General features: G+C 62.6%; 25 protein-coding genes and 1 pseudogene. 18 read left to right on the top strand and 8 right to left on the bottom strand.

Going from position 1 to position 24,971, the window contains the following annotated elements; all coding sequences use genetic code 11:
- The 3 genes and pseudogenes from KUL97_RS01160 to KUL97_RS01150 all read left to right on the top strand — a co-directional run.
- A pseudogene (locus KUL97_RS01160) lies at positions 1-331 on the top strand (photosystem II D2 protein (photosystem q(a) protein)); the annotation flags it as partial.
- Entirely contained in the window at positions 315-1,703 is a 1,389-nt protein-coding gene (psbC, locus tag KUL97_RS01155) for a photosystem II reaction center protein CP43 (protein ID WP_217794936.1), read from the top strand. The pseudogene KUL97_RS01160 and the gene psbC, both read left to right, overlap by 17 nt.
- Before the next feature lie 186 nt (positions 1,704-1,889).
- Positions 1,890-2,639, top strand: a complete 750-nt coding sequence (locus tag KUL97_RS01150; RefSeq protein WP_217794934.1) for a YcgJ family protein — start codon at positions 1,890-1,892, stop codon at positions 2,637-2,639.
- Between the two features lie 43 nt (positions 2,640-2,682).
- Here the strand turns inward: KUL97_RS01150 and KUL97_RS01145 are convergent, their stop codons facing one another.
- Positions 2,683-2,940 (bottom strand): hypothetical protein, encoded by a 258-nt coding sequence (locus tag KUL97_RS01145; protein WP_217794932.1) that lies wholly within the window; start codon positions 2,938-2,940, stop codon positions 2,683-2,685.
- Positions 2,941-3,027: 87 nt separating this feature from the next.
- Entirely contained in the window at positions 3,028-3,651 is a 624-nt protein-coding gene (locus tag KUL97_RS01140) for a Maf family protein (protein ID WP_217794994.1), read from the bottom strand.
- A gap of 53 nt (positions 3,652-3,704) precedes the next feature.
- Here KUL97_RS01140 and KUL97_RS01135 point away from each other — a divergent pair, with 53 nt between their 5' ends.
- The 6 genes from KUL97_RS01135 to KUL97_RS01110 all read left to right on the top strand — a co-directional run bounded on the left by KUL97_RS01135 (position 3,705) and on the right by KUL97_RS01110 (position 6,990).
- Positions 3,705-4,085 (top strand): Npun_F0494 family protein, encoded by a 381-nt coding sequence (locus KUL97_RS01135; protein ID WP_368656048.1) that lies wholly within the window; start codon positions 3,705-3,707, stop codon positions 4,083-4,085.
- A 67-nt stretch (positions 4,086-4,152) separates the two neighbouring features.
- Positions 4,153-4,557 carry a hypothetical protein gene (locus KUL97_RS01130; RefSeq protein ID WP_217794930.1) on the top strand — a complete coding sequence of 135 codons (405 nt, stop codon included), beginning with the start codon at positions 4,153-4,155 and terminating at the stop codon, positions 4,555-4,557.
- 27 nt (positions 4,558-4,584) lie between these two features.
- Positions 4,585-4,848: an AbrB/MazE/SpoVT family DNA-binding domain-containing protein gene (locus KUL97_RS01125; RefSeq protein ID WP_217794928.1), complete on the top strand. Its 264-nt coding sequence runs from the start codon at positions 4,585-4,587 to the stop codon at positions 4,846-4,848.
- A 38-nt stretch (positions 4,849-4,886) separates the two neighbouring features.
- Complete coding sequence (locus KUL97_RS01120) at positions 4,887-5,246, top strand: type II toxin-antitoxin system death-on-curing family toxin (protein ID WP_368656047.1); 360 nt, start codon at positions 4,887-4,889, stop codon at positions 5,244-5,246.
- Between the two features lie 17 nt (positions 5,247-5,263).
- Entirely contained in the window at positions 5,264-6,754 is a 1,491-nt protein-coding gene (locus KUL97_RS01115; protein WP_217794992.1) for a cobyric acid synthase, read from the top strand.
- Positions 6,751-6,990, top strand: coding sequence for a 2Fe-2S iron-sulfur cluster binding domain-containing protein (locus KUL97_RS01110; protein WP_217794925.1), 240 nt, complete (start codon positions 6,751-6,753; stop codon positions 6,988-6,990). Before KUL97_RS01115 ends, KUL97_RS01110 begins: the two co-directional genes overlap by 4 nt.
- On the opposite strand, the gene KUL97_RS01105 is transcribed toward KUL97_RS01110, so the two are convergent.
- From KUL97_RS01105 to mnmA, 3 genes are all read right to left on the bottom strand, one after another.
- On the bottom strand, positions 6,956-8,047 hold the full coding sequence (locus KUL97_RS01105) for an FUSC family protein (RefSeq protein WP_217794923.1): 1,092 nt from the start codon (positions 8,045-8,047) through the stop codon (positions 6,956-6,958). The genes KUL97_RS01110 and KUL97_RS01105 overlap by 35 nt on opposite strands.
- Positions 8,047-8,862 (bottom strand): FUSC family protein, encoded by an 816-nt coding sequence (locus KUL97_RS01100; protein ID WP_217794921.1) that lies wholly within the window; start codon positions 8,860-8,862, stop codon positions 8,047-8,049. The genes KUL97_RS01105 and KUL97_RS01100 overlap by 1 nt, the downstream gene beginning before the upstream one ends.
- Positions 8,863-8,950: 88 nt before the next feature.
- Positions 8,951-10,093 (bottom strand): tRNA 2-thiouridine(34) synthase MnmA, encoded by a 1,143-nt coding sequence (gene mnmA / locus KUL97_RS01095; protein ID WP_217794988.1) that lies wholly within the window; start codon positions 10,091-10,093, stop codon positions 8,951-8,953.
- 118 nt (positions 10,094-10,211) lie between these two features.
- Between mnmA and KUL97_RS01090 the strand changes: the two genes are divergently transcribed.
- The 3 genes from KUL97_RS01090 to KUL97_RS01080 all read left to right on the top strand — a co-directional run bounded on the left by KUL97_RS01090 (position 10,212) and on the right by KUL97_RS01080 (position 13,530).
- Complete coding sequence (locus KUL97_RS01090) at positions 10,212-11,819, top strand: NAD(P)H-hydrate dehydratase (RefSeq protein WP_254896034.1); 1,608 nt, start codon at positions 10,212-10,214, stop codon at positions 11,817-11,819.
- 114 nt (positions 11,820-11,933) lie between these two features.
- Complete coding sequence (locus KUL97_RS01085) at positions 11,934-12,863, top strand: RpoD/SigA family RNA polymerase sigma factor (protein ID WP_217794919.1); 930 nt, start codon at positions 11,934-11,936, stop codon at positions 12,861-12,863.
- Positions 12,864-12,882: 19 nt separating this feature from the next.
- The gene (locus KUL97_RS01080; protein WP_217794917.1) at positions 12,883-13,530 is read left to right on the top strand and encodes a hypothetical protein; all 648 of its coding nucleotides are present in this window, start codon (positions 12,883-12,885) and stop codon (positions 13,528-13,530) included.
- Between the two features lie 1,103 nt (positions 13,531-14,633).
- On the opposite strand, the gene KUL97_RS13650 is transcribed toward KUL97_RS01080, so the two are convergent.
- Positions 14,634-15,209 carry a hypothetical protein gene (locus KUL97_RS13650; protein ID WP_254896064.1) on the bottom strand — a complete coding sequence of 192 codons (576 nt, stop codon included), beginning with the start codon at positions 15,207-15,209 and terminating at the stop codon, positions 14,634-14,636.
- Here KUL97_RS13650 and KUL97_RS01075 point away from each other — a divergent pair.
- Positions 15,136-17,211 (top strand): beta strand repeat-containing protein, encoded by a 2,076-nt coding sequence (locus tag KUL97_RS01075; protein ID WP_368656050.1) that lies wholly within the window; start codon positions 15,136-15,138, stop codon positions 17,209-17,211. The genes KUL97_RS13650 and KUL97_RS01075 overlap by 74 nt on opposite strands.
- A 26-nt stretch (positions 17,212-17,237) precedes the next feature.
- On the opposite strand, the gene KUL97_RS01070 is transcribed toward KUL97_RS01075, so the two are convergent.
- Positions 17,238-17,507 (bottom strand): hypothetical protein, encoded by a 270-nt coding sequence (locus KUL97_RS01070; RefSeq protein WP_217794913.1) that lies wholly within the window; start codon positions 17,505-17,507, stop codon positions 17,238-17,240.
- Positions 17,508-17,718: 211 nt separating this feature from the next.
- Here KUL97_RS01070 and KUL97_RS01065 point away from each other — a divergent pair, with 211 nt between their 5' ends.
- A complete protein-coding gene (locus KUL97_RS01065; RefSeq protein WP_217794911.1) occupies positions 17,719-18,633 on the top strand; it encodes a histone deacetylase in 915 nt (304 codons plus the stop codon).
- Positions 18,634-18,652: 19 nt separating this feature from the next.
- Here the strand turns inward: KUL97_RS01065 and pdhA are convergent, their stop codons facing one another.
- Complete coding sequence (gene pdhA, locus KUL97_RS01060) at positions 18,653-19,762, bottom strand: pyruvate dehydrogenase (acetyl-transferring) E1 component subunit alpha (protein WP_217794909.1); 1,110 nt, start codon at positions 19,760-19,762, stop codon at positions 18,653-18,655.
- Positions 19,763-19,892: 130 nt separating this feature from the next.
- Between pdhA and KUL97_RS01055 the strand changes: the two genes are divergently transcribed.
- The 4 genes from KUL97_RS01055 (at position 19,893) to KUL97_RS01040 (ending at position 24,898) form a co-directional block, all read left to right on the top strand.
- Positions 19,893-21,839 carry an IMS domain-containing protein gene (locus KUL97_RS01055; protein ID WP_217794907.1) on the top strand — a complete coding sequence of 649 codons (1,947 nt, stop codon included), beginning with the start codon at positions 19,893-19,895 and terminating at the stop codon, positions 21,837-21,839.
- A gap of 70 nt (positions 21,840-21,909) precedes the next feature.
- On the top strand, positions 21,910-23,382 hold the full coding sequence (gene ffh, locus KUL97_RS01050) for a signal recognition particle protein (RefSeq protein WP_217794905.1): 1,473 nt from the start codon (positions 21,910-21,912) through the stop codon (positions 23,380-23,382).
- Between the two features lie 97 nt (positions 23,383-23,479).
- Positions 23,480-23,890 carry a 30S ribosomal protein S16 gene (gene rpsP, locus KUL97_RS01045; protein WP_217794903.1) on the top strand — a complete coding sequence of 137 codons (411 nt, stop codon included), beginning with the start codon at positions 23,480-23,482 and terminating at the stop codon, positions 23,888-23,890.
- 12 nt (positions 23,891-23,902) lie between these two features.
- Positions 23,903-24,898 carry a PhoH family protein gene (locus KUL97_RS01040; RefSeq protein ID WP_217794902.1) on the top strand — a complete coding sequence of 332 codons (996 nt, stop codon included), beginning with the start codon at positions 23,903-23,905 and terminating at the stop codon, positions 24,896-24,898.
- The last annotated feature ends 73 nt before the right edge of the window (positions 24,899-24,971 follow it).

Genomic DNA, 24,971 nt, shown 5'->3' with positions numbered 1-24,971 from the left:
CTATTCGATGGTCACCGCCAACCGCTTCTGGAGCCAGATCTTCGGGATCGCCTTCTCCAACAAGCGCTGGCTGCACTTCTTCATGCTGTTTGTGCCGGTGATGGGTCTGTGGACCAGCTCCATCGGCATCATCGGCCTGGCCCTCAACCTGCGTGCCTACGACTTCGTGTCGCAGGAGATCCGCGCCGCTGAGGACCCCGAGTTCGAGACCTTCTACACGAAGAACATTCTTCTGAATGAAGGTCTGCGTGCCTGGATGGCACCGGCTGACCAGCCACACGAAAACTTCGTCTTCCCTGAAGAGGTTCTGCCCCGTGGTAACGCTCTCTAATCCTTCTCTCTCCGGGATCGGCGGGAAGGACCTCGACTCCACGGGCTATGCCTGGTGGTCGGGTAACGCCCGTTTGATCAACCTGTCGGGTCGCCTGTTGGGCGCCCACGTCGCCCACGCCGGTCTGATGGTGTTCTGGGCTGGCGCCATGATGCTGTTCGAGGTGAGCCACTTCACCTTCGACAAGCCCATGTATGAGCAGGGCCTGATCCTGTTCCCCCACGTGGCCACCCTCGGCTACGGCGTAGGCCCCGGTGGTGAGGTCGTTGACCTCTACCCCTTCTTCGTGGTGGGTGTGCTGCACCTGATCAGCTCCGCCGTGCTCGGTCTCGGCGGCCTGTACCACGCTCTGCGTGGCCCCGAAATTCTGGAGAACTATTCCGCCTTCTTCTCGCAGGATTGGCGCGATAAGAACCAGATGACCAACATCATTGGCTACCACCTCATCCTTCTGGGTGTGGGTTGCCTGCTGCTGGTGTTCAAGGCGATGTTCTTCGGCGGCGTTTACGACACCTGGGCCCCCGGTGGCGGCGACGTGCGCCTGATCACCAACCCCACCCTCGATCCGGGGGTGATCTTCGGTTATCTGTTCCGCGCCCCCTTCGGCGGCGAGGGCTGGATCATTGGTGTGAACTCGATGGAGGACATCATCGGTGGCCACATCTGGCTGGGTCTGACCCTGATCTTCGGTGGCATCTGGCACGTGGTGACCAAGCCCTTCGGCTGGGTGCGCCGCGCCTTCATCTGGAACGGTGAGGCCTACCTGAGCTACAGCCTCGGTGCTCTGAGCTTCATGAGCTTCATCGCCTCGGCCTACATCTGGTTCAACAACACCGCTTACCCCTCGGAGTTCTACGGCCCCACCAACGCCGAAGCCTCCCAGGCCCAGAGCTTCACCTTCCTGGTGCGTGACCAGCGCCTCGGCGCCAACATCGGCTCTGCCATGGGTCCCACCGGTCTGGGTAAGTACCTGATGCGCTCACCCACCGGCGAGATCATCTTCGGTGGTGAAACCATGCGCTTCTGGGACTTCCGTGGTCCCTGGCTGGAGCCGCTGCGCGGTCCCAACGGCCTGAGCCTCGACAAGCTCCAGAACGACATTCAGCCCTGGCAAGTGCGCCGCGCGGCTGAATACATGACCCACGCCCCCAACGCTTCGCTGAACTCGGTGGGCGGCATCATCACCGAGCCCAACTCGGTGAACTTCGTGAACATCCGCCAGTGGCTGGCTGCGACGCAGTTCGTGCTCGCCTTCTTCTTCCTGGTGGGTCACCTCTGGCACGCCGGCCGCGCCCGCGCTGCCGCGGCTGGCTTCGAGAAAGGCATCGACCGCAAGGCCGAGCCCGCTCTGGCCATGCCCGACCTCGACTGATCGTCCGATCAATCCCGTTGTCTCTGCCCTCGCCGCAAGGCGGGGGCTTTTTTTGTGGAAACCTTTCACCGCAAAGCAAGGGTTGAGCGGATTAACAACCGCTTGATCAAACTGGTTCAACCCATTCAACGGATGATGCGGCGTCTGAACCGAAGCTGTGCTCTGGCAGGAATCAGCCCAATGCTGATGAGCCTGGTTCTGATCCAGCCTGCCCAACAGGCAAAGGCGCTGCCGAATCCCGCTGGCCAAAGCACCATCACCATGCCGACGGCTGGAGTGGTGTGTGATGGCACCAATCAGCTCTGCTACGACCGTAACGGCCTCTCGCTACAGCTGACGGGCACTTATTTCGGACGGTACGCCCAGCAGACGGCGCAGCAGAACTTCGGATCACGGCTACCGCTACGCCGCTTTGAGTTGAGCAATGGAGTGTTCTGCCAAAGCGATCGTCAGAGTTGCTGGCGGATGGAGAACGGTCAACGCGTAACGGCGGGTCGGATCACAAGCCAGCTGTTCGGCAACGCGCCGGCACCGTTCCCGAATCCCACGCCTTATCCAAACCCCACCCCCTACCCGCAACCCGGTCCCGGACCGGTGAGCCACACCGGCACCTGCCGCCTGATGCGCGGCAATCAACAGCTGTTCAATGGAAGCTGCGCCTTGCGTGAGATCCGGCAGGGCTTCCAGCCGCGCTTTGAAGTGAACCTGCGTCAGGGCCCCACTTATGTGTTTGAGCAAAGCAACCGCGGAACGGTGATCACCGACGGAGCCGGTGGGCGTTGGCCAGTAAACGTGCAGGATCGCGGCAATAGTGGCATCTTCCGCTGGGCCGACTACCGCCTGGATGTCACCCAGCGCAACTACAACCCCGAATCGGGAAGCAACAGCAAATTCCAGCGGGCAATGAACAACTTTCTGATTGATCTCTTCAACTGAGGGCAGCCAGCCAGGCAGAGGAGCTGCCTGGCTTGGTGCAGGATCAAAAACTGAGATTGAGCAGGTTGTGTCCGCGGGGACCCGTGGGCTTCTTGAATTCCAGCGGCAGGTCGCCATCACGGGTCACACCGCTGCGCATCTGCGCCGAGGCAGCCTGCAGGTGGTTCTGCTCAGCCGCCACGGGTTGCTCGGCAACCGGCTGCGCCTTGGAGAGCTCAATCGGCTCCATGGAGGAGGCATTCACGCGGGAACCGCTACAAGCGAGGAGGCATCCAGCCGCGAACAGCGCAAAGGATTTCATGGGTTCAGATCAAGGCCTACCCAGGCCATAGCCATGGCTTGGCGGCGATGGCAACAGTGGCGTGCGGATCTGATGCAAGCGAAGGCGTCAGCGACTTGAGCCATCCCCGGCCAGCCAGCGCCTGAGCAGCGGCAGGCTGAGGCCGATCACGTTGGAAAAGCAGCCCTCGATCCGCTCCACCACCAAGCCACCACGCCCTTCCAGGGCAAAGCCGCCCGCGCACTGGAGCGGCTCACCCGTGGCCACATAGGCCGCAATCTCGGCCTCGCTGAGCGGGGCGAACTGCACGCGGGTGGTGATGGTGGTGATCGTCGGCAGCGCGTCCAGGTCGGGATATCCATGGATATCCGCCTGCGGACACTGCCCCGCACCCCCCAATGGCAACAAGCAATGCCCGGTGTGCAACTCCCCCCAGCCGCCCGCCATCCGCCGCCAGCGCGCAATCGCCTCCTCAGCGTCGGCCGGCTTGCCAAACACCTCCCCTTCGAAGGCCAGCACGGAATCGCAACCGAGCACCGCGGTGATCTCAGGATCCCTGCAGCCGTTCCACACCGCCAGCGCCTTCGCCCGCGCCAGCCACTGCACCAGCTGCGCCGGATTGGGATCCATGATCGCGTCTTCATCCACACCGCTCACCTGCACGCGGTGGGGAATGGCCGCCTGCTCCAGCAGTCGCCGGCGAGCAGGGGAAGCGGAGGCAAGCAGCAACACGGAAGTCACGCAGCAGTCCTGAGCAGGAGAATGACAGTCAAAGAGCCCCACGCGTGATCGCCCCCTCCGCCGACAGCCAGACCCAGCAGGCCATCCACCGCGCCCGCCAGGCCGTGCGCTGCCTGCCGTTTCGGCTGGCCTTCTACCAAGAGCTGGAGCAGGGCGCCCTCAGCAGCAGCCAACTGGCCGCCCGAGCCGACTGGCGCCGCATCACGCGCCGCCGCCTCAGTGCCAACCGCACGGAAGACCATCTGATCTGGTTGATCCAGCTTGGGGTGCTGCGCCGCGAAGTGGACGGCCAAGGCCTCACCGAACGGGTGCGCCTTACCCCCCTCGGCCGCGAGGTGTTGAGCCGTTGGGATGGAGAAATCGCCAGGGCCAGCGTCCCCCGACGCCTGCTGCATTGGCTGGTTCAGCACTGGCCACGGCTTTGAGAGCGGTGCCGTGATTTCACGGATGCAGGGAGGCGGCTGAGTGATTAACCATCAAGAAACGGAGCCAATGGGCGCCGTTAGCCTGATGCAAAGCCCAACTCTCGATCGTCAAGCGGCAGCCACGTTCCTTGCAGGGGCTCTGCTGATCGCCATTTCCTTCCTGACCAACTACGGCCATGGAGCCCTCCTCCACCTCAAAGCCCTTTCATTGGATGAGCAGATCGGAGTATCTCTCCACATTGCCGCTCTGGCGGCGCTGTTTGGCGATGCTGAATTGGCGACCCGTCTTCGAGATCGAACAAGAGACAAGGTGGCTCGAGCACGCCAACTCGAGATTGGACGCCTTATCGCAGCAATCCGATTTCAGCTCGCCGACACCCCCAGAAGCCGAATCCAATTGAACGAGACCCTGGCCCTTGTGCTTGAAGAACTCAGAGCTGCCAACACCAGCAGCCCCGAAAACAGCCGATGAGCCCAGGCGAACCAGCACGAACAATCCATGGGTAGCATTTCTGTGCTTCCCGCCAATCGAGCCATGGCCCCAGAAGTAACCCTGCGGCAATCCGGTGGCTCTGTGAGCGCCACCATCCCCAAGGAACTGGCACGCAGATTCCATCTGGAACCAGGCGATCGCATCCAGGCCATCGAAACCGAAGACGGCATCCTCTTAACGCCGTTTGACCCCACGGTTCAGCAGGCTCTCGCTTTGGCCTCCGAAGCCGCCAAACAATTCCAGCCAGCCTTGCGCGAGCTCGCCCAATGAGCGCAGGCCCTGAGCCCTGCTGGGTTCCAGCGATAGCCGTGCGTGCCATTCATCACGATCAAATCCTCGAGCACGGCGGATTGCAAGGCATTCGCAATGCAACAGCGCTAGAGGCGGCTCTGGCTCGCCCCAGACAACGCTGGGATGTCGAGGAACTCAGCACCATTCCCCAATTGGCGGCAGCCTATGCAGAAGCACTCATCCGAGCCCATCCCTTTGCAGATGGAAACAAGCGCAGCGGCTTTCTGGTTGCCGTCGTGTTTTTGGGTCTCAACGGCTTCCGTTTCCAGGCCTCCAATGAAGAGGTGGTTTTGATGATCTGCCGCCTGGCCGCAGGTGAACTGCCATGGACTGACCTTCAGGCCTGGTTTGAAACCAACAGCACCGGCCCAACGTGAACACCCCCACCCCCTTGATGGTGCTTGGCACCAGCAGCGGTGCCGGCAAGTCGTTGATGACGGCCGCCCTCTGCCGCGTGTTGCGTCGGCGCGGTGAAACACCGCTGCCCTTCAAGGGGCAGAACATGAGCAACAACGCCTGGGTGGATCAGGCGGGCGGCGAGATGGCCTACTCCCAGGCGCTGCAGGCCTGGGCCGCGGGGCTCGAGCCCCAGTGCGCCATGAACCCGGTGCTGCTCAAGCCCCAGGGCGACAGCACCAGTGAGGTGATCCACCTGGGGCAGTCGGTGGGCAGCTGCCGCGCCGAGCACTACTACCGCGACTGGTTTCGTCCGGGTTGGGCCGCAATCCGCCAGGGCCTGGGCGAGATGCAGGCGGCGTACCCCGGCGGGCGGCTGGTGCTGGAGGGGGCGGGCAGCCCGGTGGAGGTGAACCTGCAGCCGCGCGATCTCACCAACCTGCGCCTGGCCCAATACCTGCGCGCCAACTGCATCCTGGTGGCCGACATCGAGCGCGGCGGCGTGTTCGCCCAGCTGGTGGGCACCTTGGCGCTGCTGCGGCCGGTGGAGCGTCCGCTGATTCGCGGGCTGCTGATCAACCGCTTCCGCGGCCGCCGTGAACTGTTTGATGAGGGGCGCCGCTGGCTGGAGGACAACACCGGCATTCCCGTGCTCGGCGTGATGCCCTGGCTCGATGAGCTGTTCCCCCCGGAAGACTCCCTCGATCTGCTGGAGCGCCGGGGCCGCAAGCGCGGCGCCGAGCTGGAGATCGCCGTGCTCAAGCTGCCATCGCTGAGCAACTTCTCTGATCTCGATCCCCTCGAGGCCGAACCGAGCGTGCAATTGCGCTGGGTGGCTCCCGGGGAGGAGCTGGGCAACCCTGATGCCGTGGTGGTGCCGGGAAGCAAGCAGACCCTGCGCGACCTGGAAGCCCTGCAGCAGAGTGCAGCACTTTGCAGTGAACTGCATCGGTTCGCCGCAAGCGGTGGGCATGTGTTCGGCGTGTGCGGCGGGATGCAGCTTCTGGGCCGTGAGCTCCATGATCCCGAGGGGCTTGAGGGAGGAAACGGAGCCGCCTCAAGCGCAGCCGGACTCAACCTTCTGCCCCTGCGCACCGTGTTTGGCGGCGAGAAAGCTCTGCGGCAGCGCGCCAGTCAAGCCCAATGGCCAGCCTTGAACGACACCTCCTCAGAGAGCACCTCTCTGCAAATCGAAGGCTTCGAGCTGCACCGAGGCAGCACCTTCGCCCTTGAACCCTGCCAGTCGCTCTGCGTGGATGACGGACTGGGATGGGTGCAAGCGAATGTGGCCGGCACCTATCTGCATGGCGTGTTTGAAAGCGGACCCTGGCGGCGACGCTGGCTGAATCAGCTCAGGGCGCGCAAGGGGTTGCCGATGCTGAGCGAACAGCAACCACACCACAGCCGTCAGCGCGATGCTTTGCTCGATCGCCTCGCCGATGCCTTCGAGCAGCACGTGAACTTGGAGCCATTGCTGCATCAACCATGAAAGAGGTGTTAATCCACTGGCCTACGGGGCAAACCACCCGCTGCGCCCCAGGCATGGATTGGCTTCAGGCAGCCCGCGAGGCCGGCTTCGCTATCCCCACAGGCTGCCTGGGCGGCAGCTGCGGCGCCTGCGAACTCGATGTGAACGGAACCACGGTTCGAGCCTGCATCGCCACCGTGCCGGCCAGCAAAAGCGGAGAGCTCACGGTGGAGCTGGCGACGGATCCCTATTGGTAACGATCAACTCCTGCCAACGCAGTTGCATCCGCTGCACCACAGCTCCAATCTGGTAGCAAAGGAGCAAGCGGCGCGCCAATTGGCGCTGCTGGAATGGATCGAGAACCTGCGGTAGATCGGGCTGCTTCAGCAAATCCCTCTCCACACTGCGCAAATGCTCTATCGAGGCCTGAAGATCCTGAGATGTGCTGTCAGCCGATAGCGCTGGTCGGTTCTTTTTCAGAGCGTCCTGCCACACACCAAGCAGCGCAGCGGCATCAGCCAGAAGATGAGCTTCAGCCTGATGCAACCCACGGAAGCCAGGAACCGCAACAAGCGGCTCACGCAAGGCCCGCAAGGCGGTGATGCATCCAGCGATGGCAGCACAACAGCGCTCCAGGTCAGTCCACAGATGCATTTGCGGCTGGGCGTAGGGATTGGCACCCAGCTCAAGCACCGCAGCCGAACGCGTGGCCCGCGATTGAATCAGTGCGCGCATCAGCTCGCGATGGCGTTCCTTACGGCGAGCTGGTGAGAGGCGTGCACCGGCCGATTGAACCAACAGCCGCTGTTGTTCCAGCAGCGCTTCCCGCTGGAGCTCCAACAAGGCCCCATAGGCCTTTTGATGCTCGCGAATCGCAGTACTCGGCCAAAACAGATGCAACGCCAGTAAAGCCAGCACCACCCCAAGCGCCGTCCAGCTCAGCTTGAGGCCCAACCAGCCATCCACAGCGGTGGACTGCATCAACCAGCCCATAACCACCACCATCCCGGTGATCTTGTAACCCGCCTCCAAGCCCAGGCAACCACCCAGAAACCGAATCAGGCCCAACATCAGCGCCAACCCAATCGGAAAGGGCAGCCCGGTGAAGGCAGGCTGGGCAATCAACAACAGCAAACCGCCCAGCAACGTGCAAATCACTCGCTGCAATCCGAGGGCATAGGAGCCGCCGTAGCTACCCACCATCACGGCCGCCACGGTGAGCGGCAAGTAGTAGCCATCCGGCACCGTGCTGATGCTGCCGAAGCCGGCCGCAAGACCCACGCAAATGGCCAATCGCAGGTCGTCGCGATGCATCATCGACAGGCCTCACGACACAACTGCATGCTGCGCAGCGCCTGATGCACCCGTTGTCGCTCGTCTGCCATCGCAGCTGCCAACAGGGGCGAACGCAAGCCGGATTGTTGGAGGGATCGATGACGGTCTAATTCGAGGGAGTGATGCAGCAAGGTTTCCCAGAGCAACAAGCGCTGCCGCCAACGCTTGCGCCGCACCAGGTCAGCCTGTTGGCTCTGCAACGCCACCTCCACCAAGCGAGCCAGCCGCAAATACCCAGCCGTGAGCTCTGCAGCAGCCCCCTGTTGACCAGAACGAATCTGCTGATCAAGCGCCACATCCAAGCGATCGAGTTCCGCCAGGCGATTCCTAGGCCAGAACAGATAGGCCACAACCACGGCCACCACAATGCCGATCAAACTGTCGAGGCTGCGGTTAAAGACGAAATCCCAATTCAGCTGCGTGGGCTTGGGGATCATCAGAAACATCACCACGATGTTCACCGCCGTCGACAATCCCCCCTGCCATCCGCACAGGCGCAGCAGCGGGAAGCACAACAGACAGGTGAGCAACACCGCCATCCAGCCGGAGGCAATGGTGTGCACTACAAAGGTGAGCAGACCCCCAAGAATGGTGCCCATGATCCGGCCCCTGGCCGCAGGGAGGGTGAGCTCATCGTTGTCATCGACAACGATCAAAGCAGCATTCAGCGGGTACCACAGATAAGCGGTTCGATCACACCAAAGCGCAATCGCCGCGGTCACAAACATCACCACCGCGATGCGCAGGCTTTGCCGCAGAAGCCCTGAATTCAGTCGGTTTGCCACCCCGCTCACAACAGCTCCTCAGCGAGGACCACGGACAGCGACAGGCCGAGCAGCCCGGTCATTGTGGAGCCAAAGTGAACACGCGGGAAGGGGCGTGTCAGCGCTGAATCAGGCCGCCTCCCAGCACCCGATCACCGGCGTAAAACACCGCCGCCTGGCCCGGCGTGATCGAGAACTGCTCCTCGGCAAATTCCAGCCGGCAGCGATGGGGCCGGCCGGCCGCCGCATCGGCATCGGTGGCGGGCAGGGGAGACAAGCGAGCCGCCACCGCTCCGCTGCGGTAGCGAACCTGCACCTCCACGTCGATCGGCTCTTCAGGCGGAGCGATCGACACCCAATTCACGGCCCCCACCAGCGCATCGCCGCGAGCGGCATCACGGCGCGGAGCCACCACCACACGATTCATGGCGCCATCGAGGCGCACCACATGCAACGGCTCGCTCCAGGCCACGCCCAAACCTTTGCGCTGGCCAATGGTGAAGTGCTGGATGCCATCGTGCTCACCCACAACGCGACCGTCTTCCAGCACGATCTCGCCCTGACGCGGCGGTAGGTAGGCATCGAGGAACGCCTTCATCGAGCCGTGGTGGTCGGCGAGGCAGAGGTCTTGGCTCTCGGGTTTCTCGGCCGTGCGCAGCCCATGCCGCGCCGCTTCCACGCGGGTATCGGCCTTGGTGAGTTCGCCCAGGGGAAACACCAGGCGCCCTAGCGCCTCCTGGGGCAGGTCGTAGAGGAAGTAGCTCTGATCCTTCTGGCGATCAAGGCCGCGCAGCAGTTGATGGCGGCCGTTGTCGCTCTGCTCGCCGTGGGACACCCGCGCGTAGTGACCAGTGGCAATCCGCTCGATGCCGCGCTCCTCGGCGGCCCAGCGCAGCATCGGGCCGAATTTCACCTCCCGGTTGCAGCGCGAGCACGGCAGCGGCGTGATGCCATCGCCGTAGCCCTGCACCAGGAAATCCACGATCTGCTCCTTGAAGTGCTCGCGGAAATCCACCACGTGGTGCTCCACGCCGAGCTGCTCGCAGATGCCGGCCGCATCCACCAACCCCTCGGCGCAGCAGGCACCCTTGCCGCTCATCAGCCAGAGGGTGAGCCCCTCCACCTGCCAGCCCGCCTCCACCAGGAGCGCCGCCGTGAGCGAGCTATCCACGCCACCCGATAGCCCCACCGCCACACGGTGTTCACCAGGCCAGGCCTGCAGGCGCTCCAGCGCTGCCGCACCGGCGGGAGTGGCCGCCACCGAAGCATCGGCAGCCGCAGGAATCACAGAAAAACGGGCCAAACCAACAAACAGACCAGGCCCTGCGGCCTGATCGACGCGATCTCTCCATCATGGAACTGCCACCACCCGCGCTGTTTTGCCCCAGCCCACCTGGCCCCCGCGCGATGCCGAGCATCTGCTGGTGAGTGGCGGCCAGATGGCCGCACTGGAGCAGCAACTCTTTGCCAGCGGCCTGCCAGTGGAGGCCCTGATGGAAAAGGCAGCGCTGGCGGTAGCGCGGCGCCTGCAACAACCCGATTGGTGGCCCCAGCTGCAGCGCAGCGGCGCTCTGGTGCTGGTGGGGCCAGGCCACAACGGCGGCGATGGCCTGGTGGTGGCGCGCGAACTGCACCTGGCGGGGATCGCCGTGCGGATCTGGAGCCCGTTTGAGCGCCACAAACCGCTCACCGCAGCCCACCTGCGCCACGCCCGCTGGCTCGGGATTCCGCAGCTGGATGCGCCGCCCGATCCAGCCGATCCAGCCGTGTGGATCGATGCGCTGTTCGGCATCGGCCAGAGCCGCCCACCCGGCGACGCCTTGGAAACGCTCTTGCACCAGCGGCAACAGCTGCGGCCAAACCAGCTAATCGCCATCGATGGCCCCACCGGCCTCTGTGCCGACAGCGGCCAGCTCCTGGGCCGCGTGGCCGCCTGCGCCGCCCTCAGCCTGAGCATCGGCCTGATCAAGCAGGGATTCCTGCAGGATCAGGCACTCGCCTGGGTGGGCCGGCTGGAGCGCATTGAGCTGGGGCTGCAGGCCTCGCTGCTACAGGCGTTTGAGCCGGATCAACCTCGAGTTCTATGGGGCCGCGATCTGGAGAGCGCCCCTTGGCCGCAGCCATCCGCAGCCGCCTCGAAATACGAGCGGGGCCGGCTGCTGGTGATCGCGGGCAGCGACGTCTATCGCGGTGCCAGTCAGCTCTGCCTGCAGGGGGCCAGCGCCAGTGGGGTGGGCAGCCTGCGGGCGGCACTGCCGCGCCCTGTGGCCGAGCAGCTGTGGAGTGTGCAGCCCCACGTGGTGGTGAGCGCCGCACTGGAGGCTCATCCCAGCGGCAGCCTGCAGCTGGGGGGGCTCAGCGAGAGCGCCCTGGAGCGGTTGGATGCGGTGGTTCTCGGGCCCGGCCTGGGAGGCACGGCAGCTGCCGAGGCCGCAGCGGAGGCCTCGAGCTGGCAGCGGCTCCAACAGTTCCCGGGCCTCTTGCTGCTCGACGCTGATGGGCTGAATCGCCTCGCACACCTGGGTGCGCAGCCCTGGCTGCAGGGCCGCCAGGGACCCACCTGGATCACCCCACACGCCGGTGAATTTGCCCGCCTCTTCCCGGAGCTGGCTGATCAACCGCCCCTGCGGGCAGCCACAGCCGCCGCCAAGGTCTGCAGTGCTCACCAGCCGTGCAGCGTGCTGCTCAAGGGCGCTCGCACCGTGATCGCGGCCGCCGATGGCCGGCGCTGGCAGCTGGGCTCAGCCTGCAGCGCTGCGGGGCGAGCAGGCCTGGGCGACGTGCTGGCGGGCTATGCCGGTGGCCTCGCCGCCCAGAGCATGGGCAGCGGGCCCGCTGAACTGCTGGCCGCAGCGGCCTTGGCCCACGCCTGCGCTGGCGCCCAGGCGGCTGAACGCTCGGGCAGCGGCGGCGCCGATCCGCTTGCCGTAGCCAGCGAGCTGCGCCACGGGAAGAAATTGCAAAAGCAATTACAACAGCGGATATAGCGTGAGTCTCAACACCTGTGTGCACTTTTGCTGCAGAAAGCTGAAGCGCGCCTGAAGTCAGAAGGGGTTTTCAAAAACCCATAGGAGATTTCTCTCACTTTCGATATTGGGTACATGACCGCTTCAGGACTTTCCCCTGGCGGCGCCAGTCGCCGCAGGAGCAGTGACCCGATCAGCTGGTACCTCTCCACCATTGGCCGCGTGCCGCTCTTAACCCCAGCTGAGGAAATCGAACTGGGGAATCAGGTGCAGGCAATGATGCGGCTCACCGAAGAGGAGCCCGAGAGCGGTTATACCGATCAGCAAAAGAAAACCATTCGTGTGGGCCGCCGTTCCAAGGAACGGATGATGAAAGCCAACCTGCGCCTGGTGGTGAGCGTTGCCAAGAAATATCAAGGGAAAGGCTTAGAACTGCTCGACCTGATTCAAGAGGGCTCTTTGGGCCTCGAGCGGGCCGTAGAAAAGTTCGACCCCACCCGCGGTTACAAGTTCTCCACCTACGCCTTCTGGTGGATCCGCCAGAGCATGACCCGCGCCATTGCTTGCCAGTCGCGCACCATTCGCCTGCCGGTGCACCTCTCCGAGCGGCTCACCGCCATCCGCAAGGTGAGCCTGGATCTAGCCCACAAGCTCGGCGCCATGCCCAGTCGCAAGGAAATCGCCGAGGCGATGGAGATGCCCATCGACGAGCTGGATTCGCTCTTGCGCCAAGCCCTCACCACCTCGAGCCTCGATGCACCGGTGAACGGCGAGGAAGGCCGCAGCTTCCTAGGCGACCTGATCGCCGACAACAGCCATGCCGAACCGCTCGATCAGGTGGAGCGCGGCATGCACCACGAGCAGCTGAGCCGCTGGCTCAGCCACCTCACCGAACAGGAGCGGCAGGTGCTCGAGCTGCGCTTCGGCCTCGAGGGCGAAGAGCGGCACACCCTGGCCGAGATCGGCCGCATGCTCGATGTGTCGCGCGAGCGTGTGCGCCAGGTGGAACTCAAGGCCCTGCGCAAACTGCGACACCTCACCCGCCGGATGCCCAGCAGCCTCTAAATCAGCCAACCCGCACACCATGAGTGAGGGGCTCGGCTCATTCGAATACCACTTCGAACAGCGCGTGGAGCCTCACCATGTGGAACGCTTTCTGCGCTTCAGCGAGCGCATGCATGCGTTAGCGAGCCAACGCGAAGGCTTTATCAGCCTGCAGCGCCAATTGATCGAGCAGCGCCCCAACGAGTGCGTGTTTCGCACCAGCCTACGCTTTGCCACCATCCAGCAGTGCATGAGCTGGCTGGATGATCCGCAACGGCGACGCCTGCTGCTGCTTGAGGAAGAGGAAACAGGCTTTCGCTTTCAGGGCAAGGCCAACTGGATGGGCTATGGCCGCTGGCTATCGCGGCGAATCCAGCGCCGCGTGGCCACCTGGAAGGTGAATCTTCTGGTGCTGCTCACCCTCTATCCCACAGCCATGCTGGTGTCGCCGCTGCTGAACCGGCTTCTACCGCAGGCCTCAGGGGCCAGCCTGATGCTGATCAGCAACACCCTCTGTGTTGCTGCCACCTCCTGGCTGCTGGTGCCTGCATTGAGTCGCGTCTACCGCCCCTGGCTTGAGGGCAACAGCACCTCTGTGCAGGCCTGGCTGGGGCTTGTGTCACTGCTGCTGTGGGTCGCTCTGCTCTGGTGGGGGTTCAACAGCGTCGCCCTCAGCGCGGGACACTGAGAGCCACGCCGCCGCGCAAGGGTGCATCCCCCGTTCGTCTACCACCCGGCCTACTCCGCGCCGCTGCCCAGTAGCCATCGCTTTCCTACGGCTTATAAACCATTCGTTGAGTGGTGGACTGGGTTTTAGGGGTGGGTTTATCAACGGTACTTAAACCGTTTGGCAAACCGTCCGACCCAGGACTTCGACACCAAGCCCCAGTTGATCCTTAAGGAGTGCAATAAAAGCGATGAGCCTTTGATGCACCCATCACAAAGCCAAGGGTTTTAATGGCGAACTGGTCAAAGTTGATCTATATCAATTGGCCCGTTCACTCCTCCTTCTTGCTGCGCTGCTGTCACCAGTGCCGGCTTCAGCTCAATACCAGCCCCAAGGAAGCAGCAATAACCAGCAACAACGTCCGATCCCGAGTCGTCCTGCTTATGTGCCGCCTTTTAAGCAGCGGCATCCAGAACCAACCAGAGGCGGTCAAAGCGTCATCTACCAAGGCGAGGAGCCAAAAGTCTGTAGTACTTACGCAAACACCACATATTGCCCTTAATAGGATTTCATCAGGTTCTCGTTGTTCTTTACAATAGCGATGTGACCACAAAGCAAACGGTGCGCCGAGAAGAGCAATACAGTTACGATTGATACCGAATTTACCGAAAGAACGTTCATATCATGCTTCAAATCCACCGAGCGAGCAAAGCAAGCAGTTGCATCACAAAGAAGCCACCAATAGAGAATGGATAAACGAGCACGGGTCACTGGCCATTAATCACTGAAGACAATCGCAAAGATCAACCAGACGCAGAGAGACTAACGGGAGAGAAGCCGCAAGGGGGAAGAATTTGTGACTTATAATCCTGGTGCACGCAAGATTCCGCTGCGGCCATGCCCCGCATTCCATTTCGTGTGATCGAGCTATCAACGGACGGAGACACCACCGTTGAAGAATTTCAAATCGTCAACCAGTCATTACAAGTCAAATATGTAGTGGGTCGCAAGAGCATCAATCTGAAGGCGCAACCCAGTAACGGTTATATCAAGATTAGGAAACGCCATCTCTCGCGAATACAGAGACTCCTGGAATCGTCGAAGAGGCCAGCGCTAAAATACTTCTACACCGATAACAATGGAGAAAGCGCCAACTTTGTCAACGACAACTCTAGCTTCTCTTTAAGTGGCAGGATAAAGATCAGAGAAAGACTTGGCAATAGTGATTTCGCCTCTCTGAATGCATTAGAAAAAACGATCAAGATAGAGACAAAGTCAATTCTCTCGAATCCCGATACATCGATTAATTCGGGCCAACTAATCCCCATCAATAGGTCATCTCCGTCCCCGAGACCTGACCCAACTCCAACTCCGACTCCAACTCCGACTCCAACTCCAACTCCGACTCCAACTCCAACTCCAACTCCAACTCCAACTCCAACTCCGACTCCAACTCCAACTCCGACTCCAACTCCAACTCCGACTCCAACTCCAACTCCGACTCCAACTCCAACTCCGACTCCAACTCCAACTCCGACTCCAACTCCAACTCCGACTCCAACTCCAACTCCAACCGACAATGGTGGGAGCAGCGGTGGTGGAGTAAGCACGAGGACTTTTCTTCTTATTGAGGACACCAATAACAAGGAAATCACGTTTGGAGGAACTGCCACTGGGGTAATCACACTGAGTGGTCCCATCTCGTCCACCTCAACATTCACTCGCCAAGGCATCTCCAGGGCAACCACAGTCCCCTTAGGCAATGGTGCAAATGATTACTCCATTGTACTTAGTTCAGACAGCAACAGTGTTAATGCATCTAGTTATGGCAGCGGGAATGGCATCAAGGTCAGTGGATCAGAATCAGCCGATACCATAATCGGATCTCCCGATGGCGATTCTCTTCGCGGATCGGGAGGTGACGATATCATCAGTGGAGGCCAAGGAAACGATACTGTCTTTGGAAATCAGGGCAACGATATAATCTCAACCGGAGAAGGAAACGACTCCGTGCAAGGTGGACAAGGCGATGATCAGATTGATGGTGGCGATGGTAATGACTACCTATATGGAGGGACAACAGGAAACGACACCATTCTCGGCGGCGCTGGCAACGATGAACTTCTAGGAGACACTGGCGACGACAGCATCATAGGAGGAACAGGGGATGACGAAATTACTGGTGGAGAAGGCGTCGATAATTTAGCCGGCGACGACGGCAATGATATTTTCTATTACACCAACGAGGCACAACTGGAGAATGGTAGCGAGTTAGTCGATAGCGCAATTGATGGTGGAGCAAACCTTGACCGCATCTCAGTTGATAACGGACTAAATATTGCCAATACGGTTTCATTTGCCAAAGCGTCTTCGGTGGAAGAGCTGCATGTTATCGGCACGGCATCATCAAACATCGCGCTTAATCTCACTGCTCAAACGGCTGGCATTAATACCGTCAATATTTCGATGGCCACTGCAGCCTCGACGGTTGATGTCAGCGAGTTCACCACAACCGGCGTGAGCATTACCGGTGGCAGCGGAAATGACAGCCTGGTTGGTGGAGATGGCAAGGATACTATTACTGGTGGCGCTGGTGCCGACAGGCTCTTTGGAAATGATGACAACGATCTTTTCTCATATACTAATGATGTACAGCTTAGAGACGACACAACCGTCGTTGGCGGTGATGGCATTGATACGATTCAATTCACCACGGCGATCGACCCTCTTAATACCGGGAACTTTAATACCGACGTCACCCGGGTCCGAGAAGTTGAACAAGTAGCATTGCTTGGCGCAAGCAAGCTTAACCTTGGAGTCGAAGTTGCCACCGCTGGCATTACAACAATCATTACTGGATCTGACAACACAGAGCTTCGGTACGACAATACAGCTCTAAATACAATAACCGTTGACACAATTCAATTGGCTGACGACAAGGCTTTGTCACTCACCCAGTTCGCACCCCCTGGACCGGGCCATTATTTTAATGTGATTAACCTTAAAGGTGATGTCAACGCAGCGGGCCTAGATGGTGGCATCAGCGTTACAGCATCTAACGGCGTAGGCTTCAATATCGATGTAGTCGGTGGCAATGGTAGCGACACTATCGCTGGGGGGGACGGCAGCGACGCTATTACTGGTGGCAACGGCACTGACACTATTACTGGTGGCGCAGCCAACGACCAACTGACTGGTGGCAATGGTGCTGACGAGTTCCGCTGGTCCACAGGTGATGGCATCGACGCCGTTACCGACTTTGTTGTTGGTGCTGCTGGTGACCAAATTCTCAATAACAACATCGGTGTTGGCGATGTTGGTGCGATTGTTGGTGCTGCTGCTGGTGCCTTTGGCGCTGGATCTATCACCCCTGATCGTGCAGCAGTCCTCACTGGTGCGGGTGCAGTAATTGACGTTTCTGGCAACACTGGAGATGACCTAATTGCGATCACCGCTGCATTCCAAAGTGGTGGCGGCAATGATGCATTTGTTGACGGCGCAGTTGCATTCCTAGTCTTCCAGGCAGATACCACTGGGGATGGTAATGCTAATGAAGTCCAAGTTTGGCAAGCGACGGGGGGTCCTGGTGGTGCACTAGCGGCGGTAGAGCAAACTCAATCACTGACAAACCTTGCAGTCGGCGCTAGTGTCAATCTCCAGACAACTTACGCATTCACTACCGACAATTTCGGCGGATTCTGATTGCGATTAACTTTTCAGCTCCTCCTTCAGGGAAAGCTCAACCTCCACAAACTCCGCCACAACCCGAGAACCACGTTCAGCTGATGGCTGTGCCACACGCTCTTGCTGCTCACCAGCCGCTGGGAGGCGGCCTCTTTTGTCGCAAGGATCGAACCAGACCGTTCGGCCAGCTCCTGGTTCAGCTCGATCAGGACGCCCGGGTACAGCTCCTTCGCGAGCTTGAGGGAGTCTGTATCGGTGGTTCGCTCAAAGCGTGTCAGAGGCTTACCAGCGCGGTTGACAACGCGATGCTGCATGTGGCGTAGAACCGCCAAACTGACAATCCGGGAGCTTCCATTGCCCCTTTGTCGCCACAGCAAGCCAGGAAGAGCGGACTCAGGGGGGGCCTTACCGAAGCACCCCCTTGGCACCGCAGTGAGCCTGGATTGATAAAGCTTTGATAAACCGTCCCCAACAACCCCAACACCAGGAACAGCAGCTCATAAGTCAGGCCAGATCTCAAATCCAGTGAGAGTCCCCTTCATCTACCACCCGGCCTACTCCGCGCCGCTGCCCAGCAGCCATCGCTTTCCGATGGCGAAGTTTCGGATGCTGCATCAGCTCTTACTGGCTCAGGGGCTGGCGCAAAACGACCAATTTGTGCAACCGCTGCCGGCGCCACGCCGCTGGCTGGAGCTGGTGCATGGGCAGCGCTACCACAAGGCCTTTGCCCGTGGGGAGCTGAGCCATCAGGAGCAGCGCCGCATCGGCCTACCGGCCACCACACCGCTGGTGCAGCGCACCTGGTTGGCGGTGGGAGGCACCGTGCTCACCGCCCGGCTGGCGCTTGAGCATGGCCTGGCCTGCCACCTGGCCGGCGGCACCCATCACGCCTATCCCGACCACGGCAGCGGCTTTTGCATCTTCAACGATTGCGCCGTGGCCGCCCGGGTGCTGCTGGCGGAGGGGCGCGTGCAGCAGCTGATGGTGATCGATCTGGATGTGCATCAAGGTGATGCCACCGCCGCGATCTTTGCCGAGGAGCCGCGGGTGTTCACCTTCTCCGCCCACTGCCAGAGCAACTTCCCGCTGCGCAAACAAACCAGCAACGTCGACCTTCCCCTCGACGACGGCCTGGGCGACGACGACTACTTGCTCGCCATCGGCGACCTGATTCCCAACCTGCTCGATCAGGTGAAGCCCGATCTGGTGCTCTACAACGCCGGCGTGGATCCCCACCGCAACGACCGGCTCGGCAAGCTCTGCCTGAGCAGCACAGGGTTGCTCAACCGCGATCGGCTGGTGCTGGATGCATGCCTGCGGCGCTCGATCCCCGTGGCCACCGTGATCGGCGGCGGCTACGACGATCTCGGTCCGCTGGTGCAGCGCCACGGGCTGGTATTCCGGGCCGCCAAAGAGCAGGCCCGGTTGCACGGCTTGTAGGCAACGCCGAGCGCGAGGCTCAGTCTTCAGCCCAGATGTAGCGGGTGAGCTCTTCGGGCTTGGGCTCAGGTGCAGCGAGCGCAAACTCCACGCAATCGGCAACTTCGGCGTCGATCTCCTTTTCAATGCCCTTGAGCTCATCGGCCGTGGCCAGGTTGTGCTCGATCAGGTGGGCGGCCAGGCGCTTGATCGGATCGCGCTGGGCCCAGAACTCCTTCTCCGCCTCAGCACGCAGCTCGTCGGGGTCGGCCAGGGAATGGCCGCGGAAGCGGTAGGTGAGGCACTCCAGCACGGTGGGGCCTTCGCCGGCGCGGGCGCGCTCAATGGCGCGCTGGGCAGCGCCGCGCACCGCGAGCACATCCATGCCATCCACCTCTTCACCGGCCATGCCGAAGGCAGCGGCTTTACGCCAGATCTCGGGGTCGCTGGTGGCGCGGTTGTGGTCCATGCCGATGGCCCACTTGTTGTTTTCCACCACGAAGATGATCGGTAGCTTCCAGAGCGCCGCCATGTTCAGGCACTCATAGAACTGACCGATGTTGCAGGTGCCATCGCCGAAGAAGGCGGCCGTCACCGCATCGCTGCTGGCATCACCCAGGGCGTCGCGCTTGTAGCGGCTGGTGAAAGCAGCGCCGAGGGCCACCGGGATGCCCTCACCGATGAAGGCGTAGCCACCCAGCAGGTGGTGCTCCTTGGAGAACAGGTGCATCGAGCCGCCGCGGCCCTTGCTGCAACCGGTTTCCTTACCGAACAGCTCACTCATCACCTCGCGGGCCGGCACGCCGCAGCTGAGGGCGTGAACGTGATCGCGATAGGTGCTGCAGAACCAGTCGTGCTGCATCTTCATCGCCTTGATCACGCCCGTGCTCACGGCCTCCTGGCCGTTGTAGAGGTGCACGAAGCCAAACATCTTGCCCCGGTAATACATCTCGGCGCACTTGTCTTCAAAGCGCCGACCCAGGGTCATGTCGCGATAGAGCATCAAGCCCTCATCGCGGCTCACCACAGCCGGGGTGGAGGGGTACAGATTGAGCAGACGCTCGGCGTGCAGGCCCACCGCGTTCACATCGGCGGAGCAGGCGGGAGCCCCGTTGTTGGCGACGCTCTGGCCGAGATCTGCCTGTGTCATGCGCGGTTTCCGGCTGTCCGGCCACTACTGATGCTGTGGCGACTGTACGGGGTCCATCACCAAACGGTGTGTGGGTTGAGGCCAAAACCTCAGACCCTGACTACAGTCACGCCCAAGCGAACCGGGCGGATTGGAACTGCCGATCGATCACTTCCGCCTTCTCGGTGTCTCCCCCACCACCGACAGCGAAACCGTGCTGCGCACACTGCAGCAGCGTTTGGATCGCGCGCCCGACCAGGGCTTCACCATCGACACCCTGCAGGCCAGGGCCGATCTGCTGCAAGCGAGCGCCGAGCTGCTCAGCGATGAAGAGCGCCGCCACAGCTACGAACGCGAGCTCACCGCCATCGCCGACACGGGTGAGGGCGCCATTGCCGCCCTTGAAATTCCGCCATCACGCGAGGTGGGCGGCCTGCTGCTGCTGATGGAAGCCGGCCAAGCCCAGGAAGCCTTTGAAGCCGCCAGCCGCGGCTTGCAACCACCCCAGGCCCCGGCCCTGGGCAGCAGCCGCGAAGCCGATCTCACCCTGCTGGCGGGGCTCGCCTGCCAGGCCGCAGCCAGCGATTTCCGCAACCAACGCCGCTACGAAGCGGCAGCCCGCACCCTGCAGCAGGGCCTGCAACTGCTGCAGCGCATGGGCCAACTGCCCGAGCAACGCCGCCAGCTCGAGCATGAACTGAAACTGCTGCTGCCCTACCGGGTGCTCGATCTGATCAGCCGCGATCTCTCGGCGCTCAGCGCTCGCCAGGAAGGGATCAAGCTGCTCGAACAGCTGGTGCTGCAGCGCGGCGGCCTGGAAGGGGAGCTCGACGCTGATTTTCCCCAGGCCGAATTCCAACCCTTCTTCAAGCAGATCCGCCAGTTCCTCACGGTTCAGGAGCAGGTGGATCTGTTCAGCCGTTGGGCCGAAGCCGGCTCTGCCACCGCTGATTTCCTCGCCAGCTTCGCCCTCACCGCCGCTGGCTTCGTGCAGCGCAAACCGGAGCGCATCCAAGCCGGCTTCCAGCGCCTGCAGGCGGGCGGCCAACCGGGCATGGAGGTGTTTCTGGCCTGCCAGCAGCTGCTGCTCGGCCAGGTGGAGCAGGCCCAAACCCTGTTCGATGCCGGAGCCGATGAGGCCCTGCGCCAGTGGGCCCACGAGCAGAGCGACGATCCCCTGGCGCGCCTGTGCGCCTACTGCCGCGACTGGTTGAGCCGCGAAGTGCTGCCCGGCTTCCGCGACATCGATGCCGAGGCCGATCTGGAGGCTTGGTTTGCCGACCGCGATGTGCAGGCCTACGTGGAGCAACAAGACCGCATCCGCGGCCGGCTCCAGCCCAGCCCGGCCGCCGAACCATCCCCCGCGGCCGCCGAAGCCTCCAGCGATCTTTCCTCCTGGCCAGAGCTGAACTTCGACAGCCTGAACACCAACCTCGCCACCGAGCCCGCCGCTACCGACGACGAGGCCAACGCAGACGACGACCTCTGGGATGGCCCCACCTGGCGCCTTCCGGAACTGCACTGGCCCGACTTGAGCGCCCTGCCCCGCTGGGCCCTGCCAGCAGCCGGCGGCACTGTGGCGCTGATCGCCCTGGCTGGTTGGCTGCTGCTGCGTCCGCGTAGCCAACCCGTGCAGCCGCTGCCGGTGCAACCGGTGGAGCAGGCCAAACCCGCCGAGCCGGCCCCAGCCCCAACCCCGAGCTTCCCGCTCACCGCCGCCGACCCCAGCGACACCCAACTGCAGGAGCTGCTGGAAGCCTGGCTCACAGCCAAAGCCGCCGTGCTGGCGGGCCAAAGCGCTCCATTGCCACTCACCGATCTCGCCCGCGGCAGCCAGGTGCAGCTCCTGCAGCGTCAGGAGCAGAGCCTGCGCAACGCCGGCGCCACCGAAAGCGTGCAGGCCACGGTGGAGAGCTTCACGGTGAACGAACGCAGCGCCAACCGCATCGCCGCCCAGGTGCAACTTCGCTACAGCGATGAGCGGCGCAGCAGCAGCGGTGCCGTGCTCAGCCAAACCCCAAGCACCCAACTCACCAATACCTATGTGTTTGCCCGCGATGGCAAGCGCTGGCTGCTGGCCGCCTACAAACCGAGCTGAGCGCCACGACTTTTTACGATCGCGGCCAATGCGGCTGCTGCCGCCAGCCCCTTAGCCGCCTGCGTATCTGATGTTCGACGAGCTTTCCCAGCGGTTTGAAGACGCGGTTAAGAACCTGCGCGGCCAGGGCTCGATCAGCGAAAGCAATGTGGATGGCGCCCTGAAGGAGGTGCGCCGAGCGCTGCTGGAGGCCGATGTGAGCCTGCCGGTGGTGAAGGACTTTGTGGACGAAGTCCGCAAAAAAGCCCTTGGCACCGAAGTGGTGCGCGGCATCAGCCCGGATCAGAAGTTCATCCAGGTGGTGCACGAGCAGCTCGTGGACACCATGGGCGGCGAAAACGCACCCCTCGCTGCCGGCGGCAAAGCGGGTGAGCCCTCGGTGGTGCTGATGGCGGGCCTGCAGGGCGCCGGTAAAACCACCGCCACCGCCAAGCTCGGCCTGCACCTCAAGGAGCAGGGTCGCAAGGCGCTTCTGGTGGGTGCCGACGTGTATCGCCCGGCGGCGATCGATCAGCTGAAAACGCTGGGCGGCCAGATCGGCGTGGAGGTGTTCAGCCTCGGCACCGAGGCCAAGCCCGAAGCGATCGCCGCCGCTGGCATCGCCAAGGCCAAAGAAGAAGGCTTCGACACGGTGCTGGTGGACACCGCCGGCCGCCTCCAGATCGATCAATCGATGATGGAGGAGATGGTGCGGATCCGCGAGGCCTGCAGCCCCGATGAGGTGCTGCTGGTGGTGGATTCGATGATCGGCCAGGAAGCGGCCGAGCTCACCCGCGCCTTCCACGAGCAGGTAGGCATCACCGGCGCCGTGCTCACCAAGCTCGACGGCGACTCCCGCGGTGGCGCCGCCCTCTCGATCCGCAAGGTGAGCGGCGCGCCGATCAAGTTCATCGGCACCGGCGAGAAGGTGGAGGCGCTGCAGCCCTTCCACCCCGAGCGGATGGCCAGCCGCATCCTCGGCATGGGTGACGTGCTCACCCTGGTGGAGAAGGCCCAGAAGGAGGTGGAGCTGGCCGATGTGGCCAAGATGCAGCAGAAGCTCCAGGAAGCAACCTTTGACTTCTCGGACTTCGTGCAGCAGATGCGCCTGATCAAGCGCATGGGCTCGCTGGGGGGCTTGATGAAGCTGATCCCCGGCATGAACAAGATCGACGACGGCATACTCAAGCAGGGCGAGGAGCAGCTCAAGAAGATCGAGGCGATGATCAGCTCGATGACCGAGGCCGAGCGCCGCGACCCCGATCTGCTGGCCGCCAACCCCTCCCGCCGGCGCCGCATCGCCAGCGGCAGCGGCCACAGCCCCTCGGATGTGGACAAGGTGCTGCAGAACTTCCAGCAGATGCGCGGGTTCATGCAGCAGATGACCCGCGGCGGCGGCATGCCCGGCATGCCTGGCATGGGCGGTGGCTTCCCCGGCATGGGTGGCTTCCCTGGGATGCCCGGCATGGGTGGCATGGGCGGTGGCATGCCCGGGCGTGGCGGCGGTGGCATGCCCAAAGCGCCCAAACCGGCCAAGAAGCGCAAAGGCTTCGGCGAGCTCTAGAGGGGGTTCACCCCAAAGAGTATTGTGGTCGTTTGGCGCGCGATTCCGCCTCCAACGGATCACGCACCCCTTATCCAGTCAGCAAGGCAAGGCCACGATGATCAAGCTCCGCCTGAAGCGGTTCGGTAAGAAGCGGGAAGCGAGCTTCCGCCTCGTGGCCTGCAACAGCACCTCCCGCCGCGACGGTCGCCCCCTCGAGGAGCTGGGCTTCTACAACCCCCGCACCAAAGAGACCCGTCTCGACACTGAAGCGATCCGTGCCCGTCTGGCACAGGGCGCTCAACCCACCGACAGCGTGCTCACCCTGCTCGAGCGCGGCGGTCTGGTGGAGAAGAAGGTGCGTCCTTCCGTGGTGATCGGCCAGAAGAAGCAGGCCGCTGCCCGCGAAGCCGCTGCCAAGCAGGCCGCCAAGGAAGCAGCCGAAGCCAAGGCTGCTGAAGCTGCTGCCGCCGCTGAGGCTGCTGCTGCTGCCGCAGAAGCTCCCGCCGAAGAAGCAGCGGAAGCCTGAGGCTGAGCCCCCATGTCCGGGGCTGACACCCTCACCCACTTCAGCATCGACCTCCCCGACCAGGACGCCGCCATGGCGCTGGCCGGCGAGGCCGAATCCACCCTGCATCGCCTCGAAGCCCTGACTGGTGCTTCGCTGGTGTTGCGGGGTTTGTCATTGCAACTGCGCGGCCGCCCCACCCAGCTGGAGCGGGCCGCTGGCTTGGTGGAGTTGCTGCGTCCCCTCTGGCAGGAAGGCCAGGCCATCACCCAGGTGGATGTGCAAACGGCCCTTACCGCGCTTGATACGGGCCGCGGGGAGGAGCATCAGCAGCTGGGCAAGCAGGTGCTGGCCCGCAGCCAAAGCGGCAAACTGCTGCGCCCGCGCACACTCAAACAAAAGGCCTACGTGGAGGCGATCGAGCGCCACGACCTCACCCTGGCCCTCGGCCCGGCCGGCACCGGCAAAACCTTCCTGGCCGCGGTGCAAGCCGTGCGCGCCCTGCAGGAGCGGCGCGTGGAGCGGCTGATCCTCACCCGCCCCGCTGTGGAAGCCGGCGAACGCCTCGGCTTTCTGCCGGGTGATCTGCAGCAAAAGGTGGATCCCTATCTGCGCCCCCTCTACGACGCGCTGCACACCCTGCTGGGCCAGGAGCGCACCGCCGCATTGATCGAGAAAAACGTGATTGAGGTGGCGCCGCTGGCCTACATGCGCGGCCGCACCCTCGCCGATGCCTTCGTGATCCTCGACGAAGCCCAGAACACCACCACCGCTCAGATGCGCATGGTGCTCACCCGCCTCGGTGAAGGCTCGCGCATGGTGGTGACCGGCGACCCCACCCAAATCGATTTACCCCACGGCCAACTCAGCGGCCTGATCGAAGCGGCTCAGGTGCTTGAGGGGGTGGAGGGCATCGCCATCTGCCGGCTCACCGCCGCCGATGTGGTGCGCCATCCCTTGGTGCAGCGGCTGGTGAATGCCTACGCCAGCCGTGATGAACACCGCAGCACCCCGCGGCGCCGCGAATAGGGGGATCCGCACCCACTGCGGTTTTCACTTCATCCCACTAGCGAAAAAGCGCTGGCAGGATGGAGTGAGTCTT

The organism is Synechococcus sp. HK05, assembly GCF_019104765.1.
Classification (GTDB): Bacteria; Cyanobacteriota; Cyanobacteriia; order PCC-6307; family Cyanobiaceae; genus Vulcanococcus.
Note: the sequence above shows the minus strand (reverse complement) of the source record. Positions and strands in the feature narration are given on the sequence as shown.

Bases quoted from the DNA above. Each gene is read 5' to 3' on its own strand.
- KUL97_RS01115 (WP_217794992.1), top strand. From the start codon at position 5,264: ATGGTGCTTGGCACCAGCAGCGGTGCCGGCAAGTCGTTGATGACGGCC.
- KUL97_RS01110 (WP_217794925.1), top strand. From the start codon at position 6,751: ATGAAAGAGGTGTTAATCCACTGGCCTACGGGGCAAACCACCCGCTGC.
- KUL97_RS01040 (WP_217794902.1), top strand. From the start codon at position 23,903: ATGTCCGGGGCTGACACCCTCACCCACTTCAGCATCGACCTCCCCGAC.
- KUL97_RS01080 (WP_217794917.1), top strand. From the start codon at position 12,883: ATGAGTGAGGGGCTCGGCTCATTCGAATACCACTTCGAACAGCGCGTG.
- ffh (WP_217794905.1), top strand. From the start codon at position 21,910: ATGTTCGACGAGCTTTCCCAGCGGTTTGAAGACGCGGTTAAGAACCTG.
- KUL97_RS01105 (WP_217794923.1), bottom strand. From the start codon at position 8,047: ATGCATCGCGACGACCTGCGATTGGCCATTTGCGTGGGTCTTGCGGCC.
- pdhA (WP_217794909.1), bottom strand. From the start codon at position 19,762: ATGACACAGGCAGATCTCGGCCAGAGCGTCGCCAACAACGGGGCTCCC.
- KUL97_RS13650 (WP_254896064.1), bottom strand. From the start codon at position 15,209: ATGGGACCACTCAGTGTGATTACCCCAGTGGCAGTTCCTCCAAACGTG.
- KUL97_RS01085 (WP_217794919.1), top strand. From the start codon at position 11,934: ATGACCGCTTCAGGACTTTCCCCTGGCGGCGCCAGTCGCCGCAGGAGC.
- rpsP (WP_217794903.1), top strand. From the start codon at position 23,480: ATGATCAAGCTCCGCCTGAAGCGGTTCGGTAAGAAGCGGGAAGCGAGC.
- KUL97_RS01070 (WP_217794913.1), bottom strand. From the start codon at position 17,507: ATGCAGCATCGCGTTGTCAACCGCGCTGGTAAGCCTCTGACACGCTTT.
- KUL97_RS01150 (WP_217794934.1), top strand. From the start codon at position 1,890: ATGAGCCTGGTTCTGATCCAGCCTGCCCAACAGGCAAAGGCGCTGCCG.
- KUL97_RS01130 (WP_217794930.1), top strand. From the start codon at position 4,153: ATGGGCGCCGTTAGCCTGATGCAAAGCCCAACTCTCGATCGTCAAGCG.
- KUL97_RS01125 (WP_217794928.1), top strand. From the start codon at position 4,585: ATGGGTAGCATTTCTGTGCTTCCCGCCAATCGAGCCATGGCCCCAGAA.
- KUL97_RS01145 (WP_217794932.1), bottom strand. From the start codon at position 2,940: ATGAAATCCTTTGCGCTGTTCGCGGCTGGATGCCTCCTCGCTTGTAGC.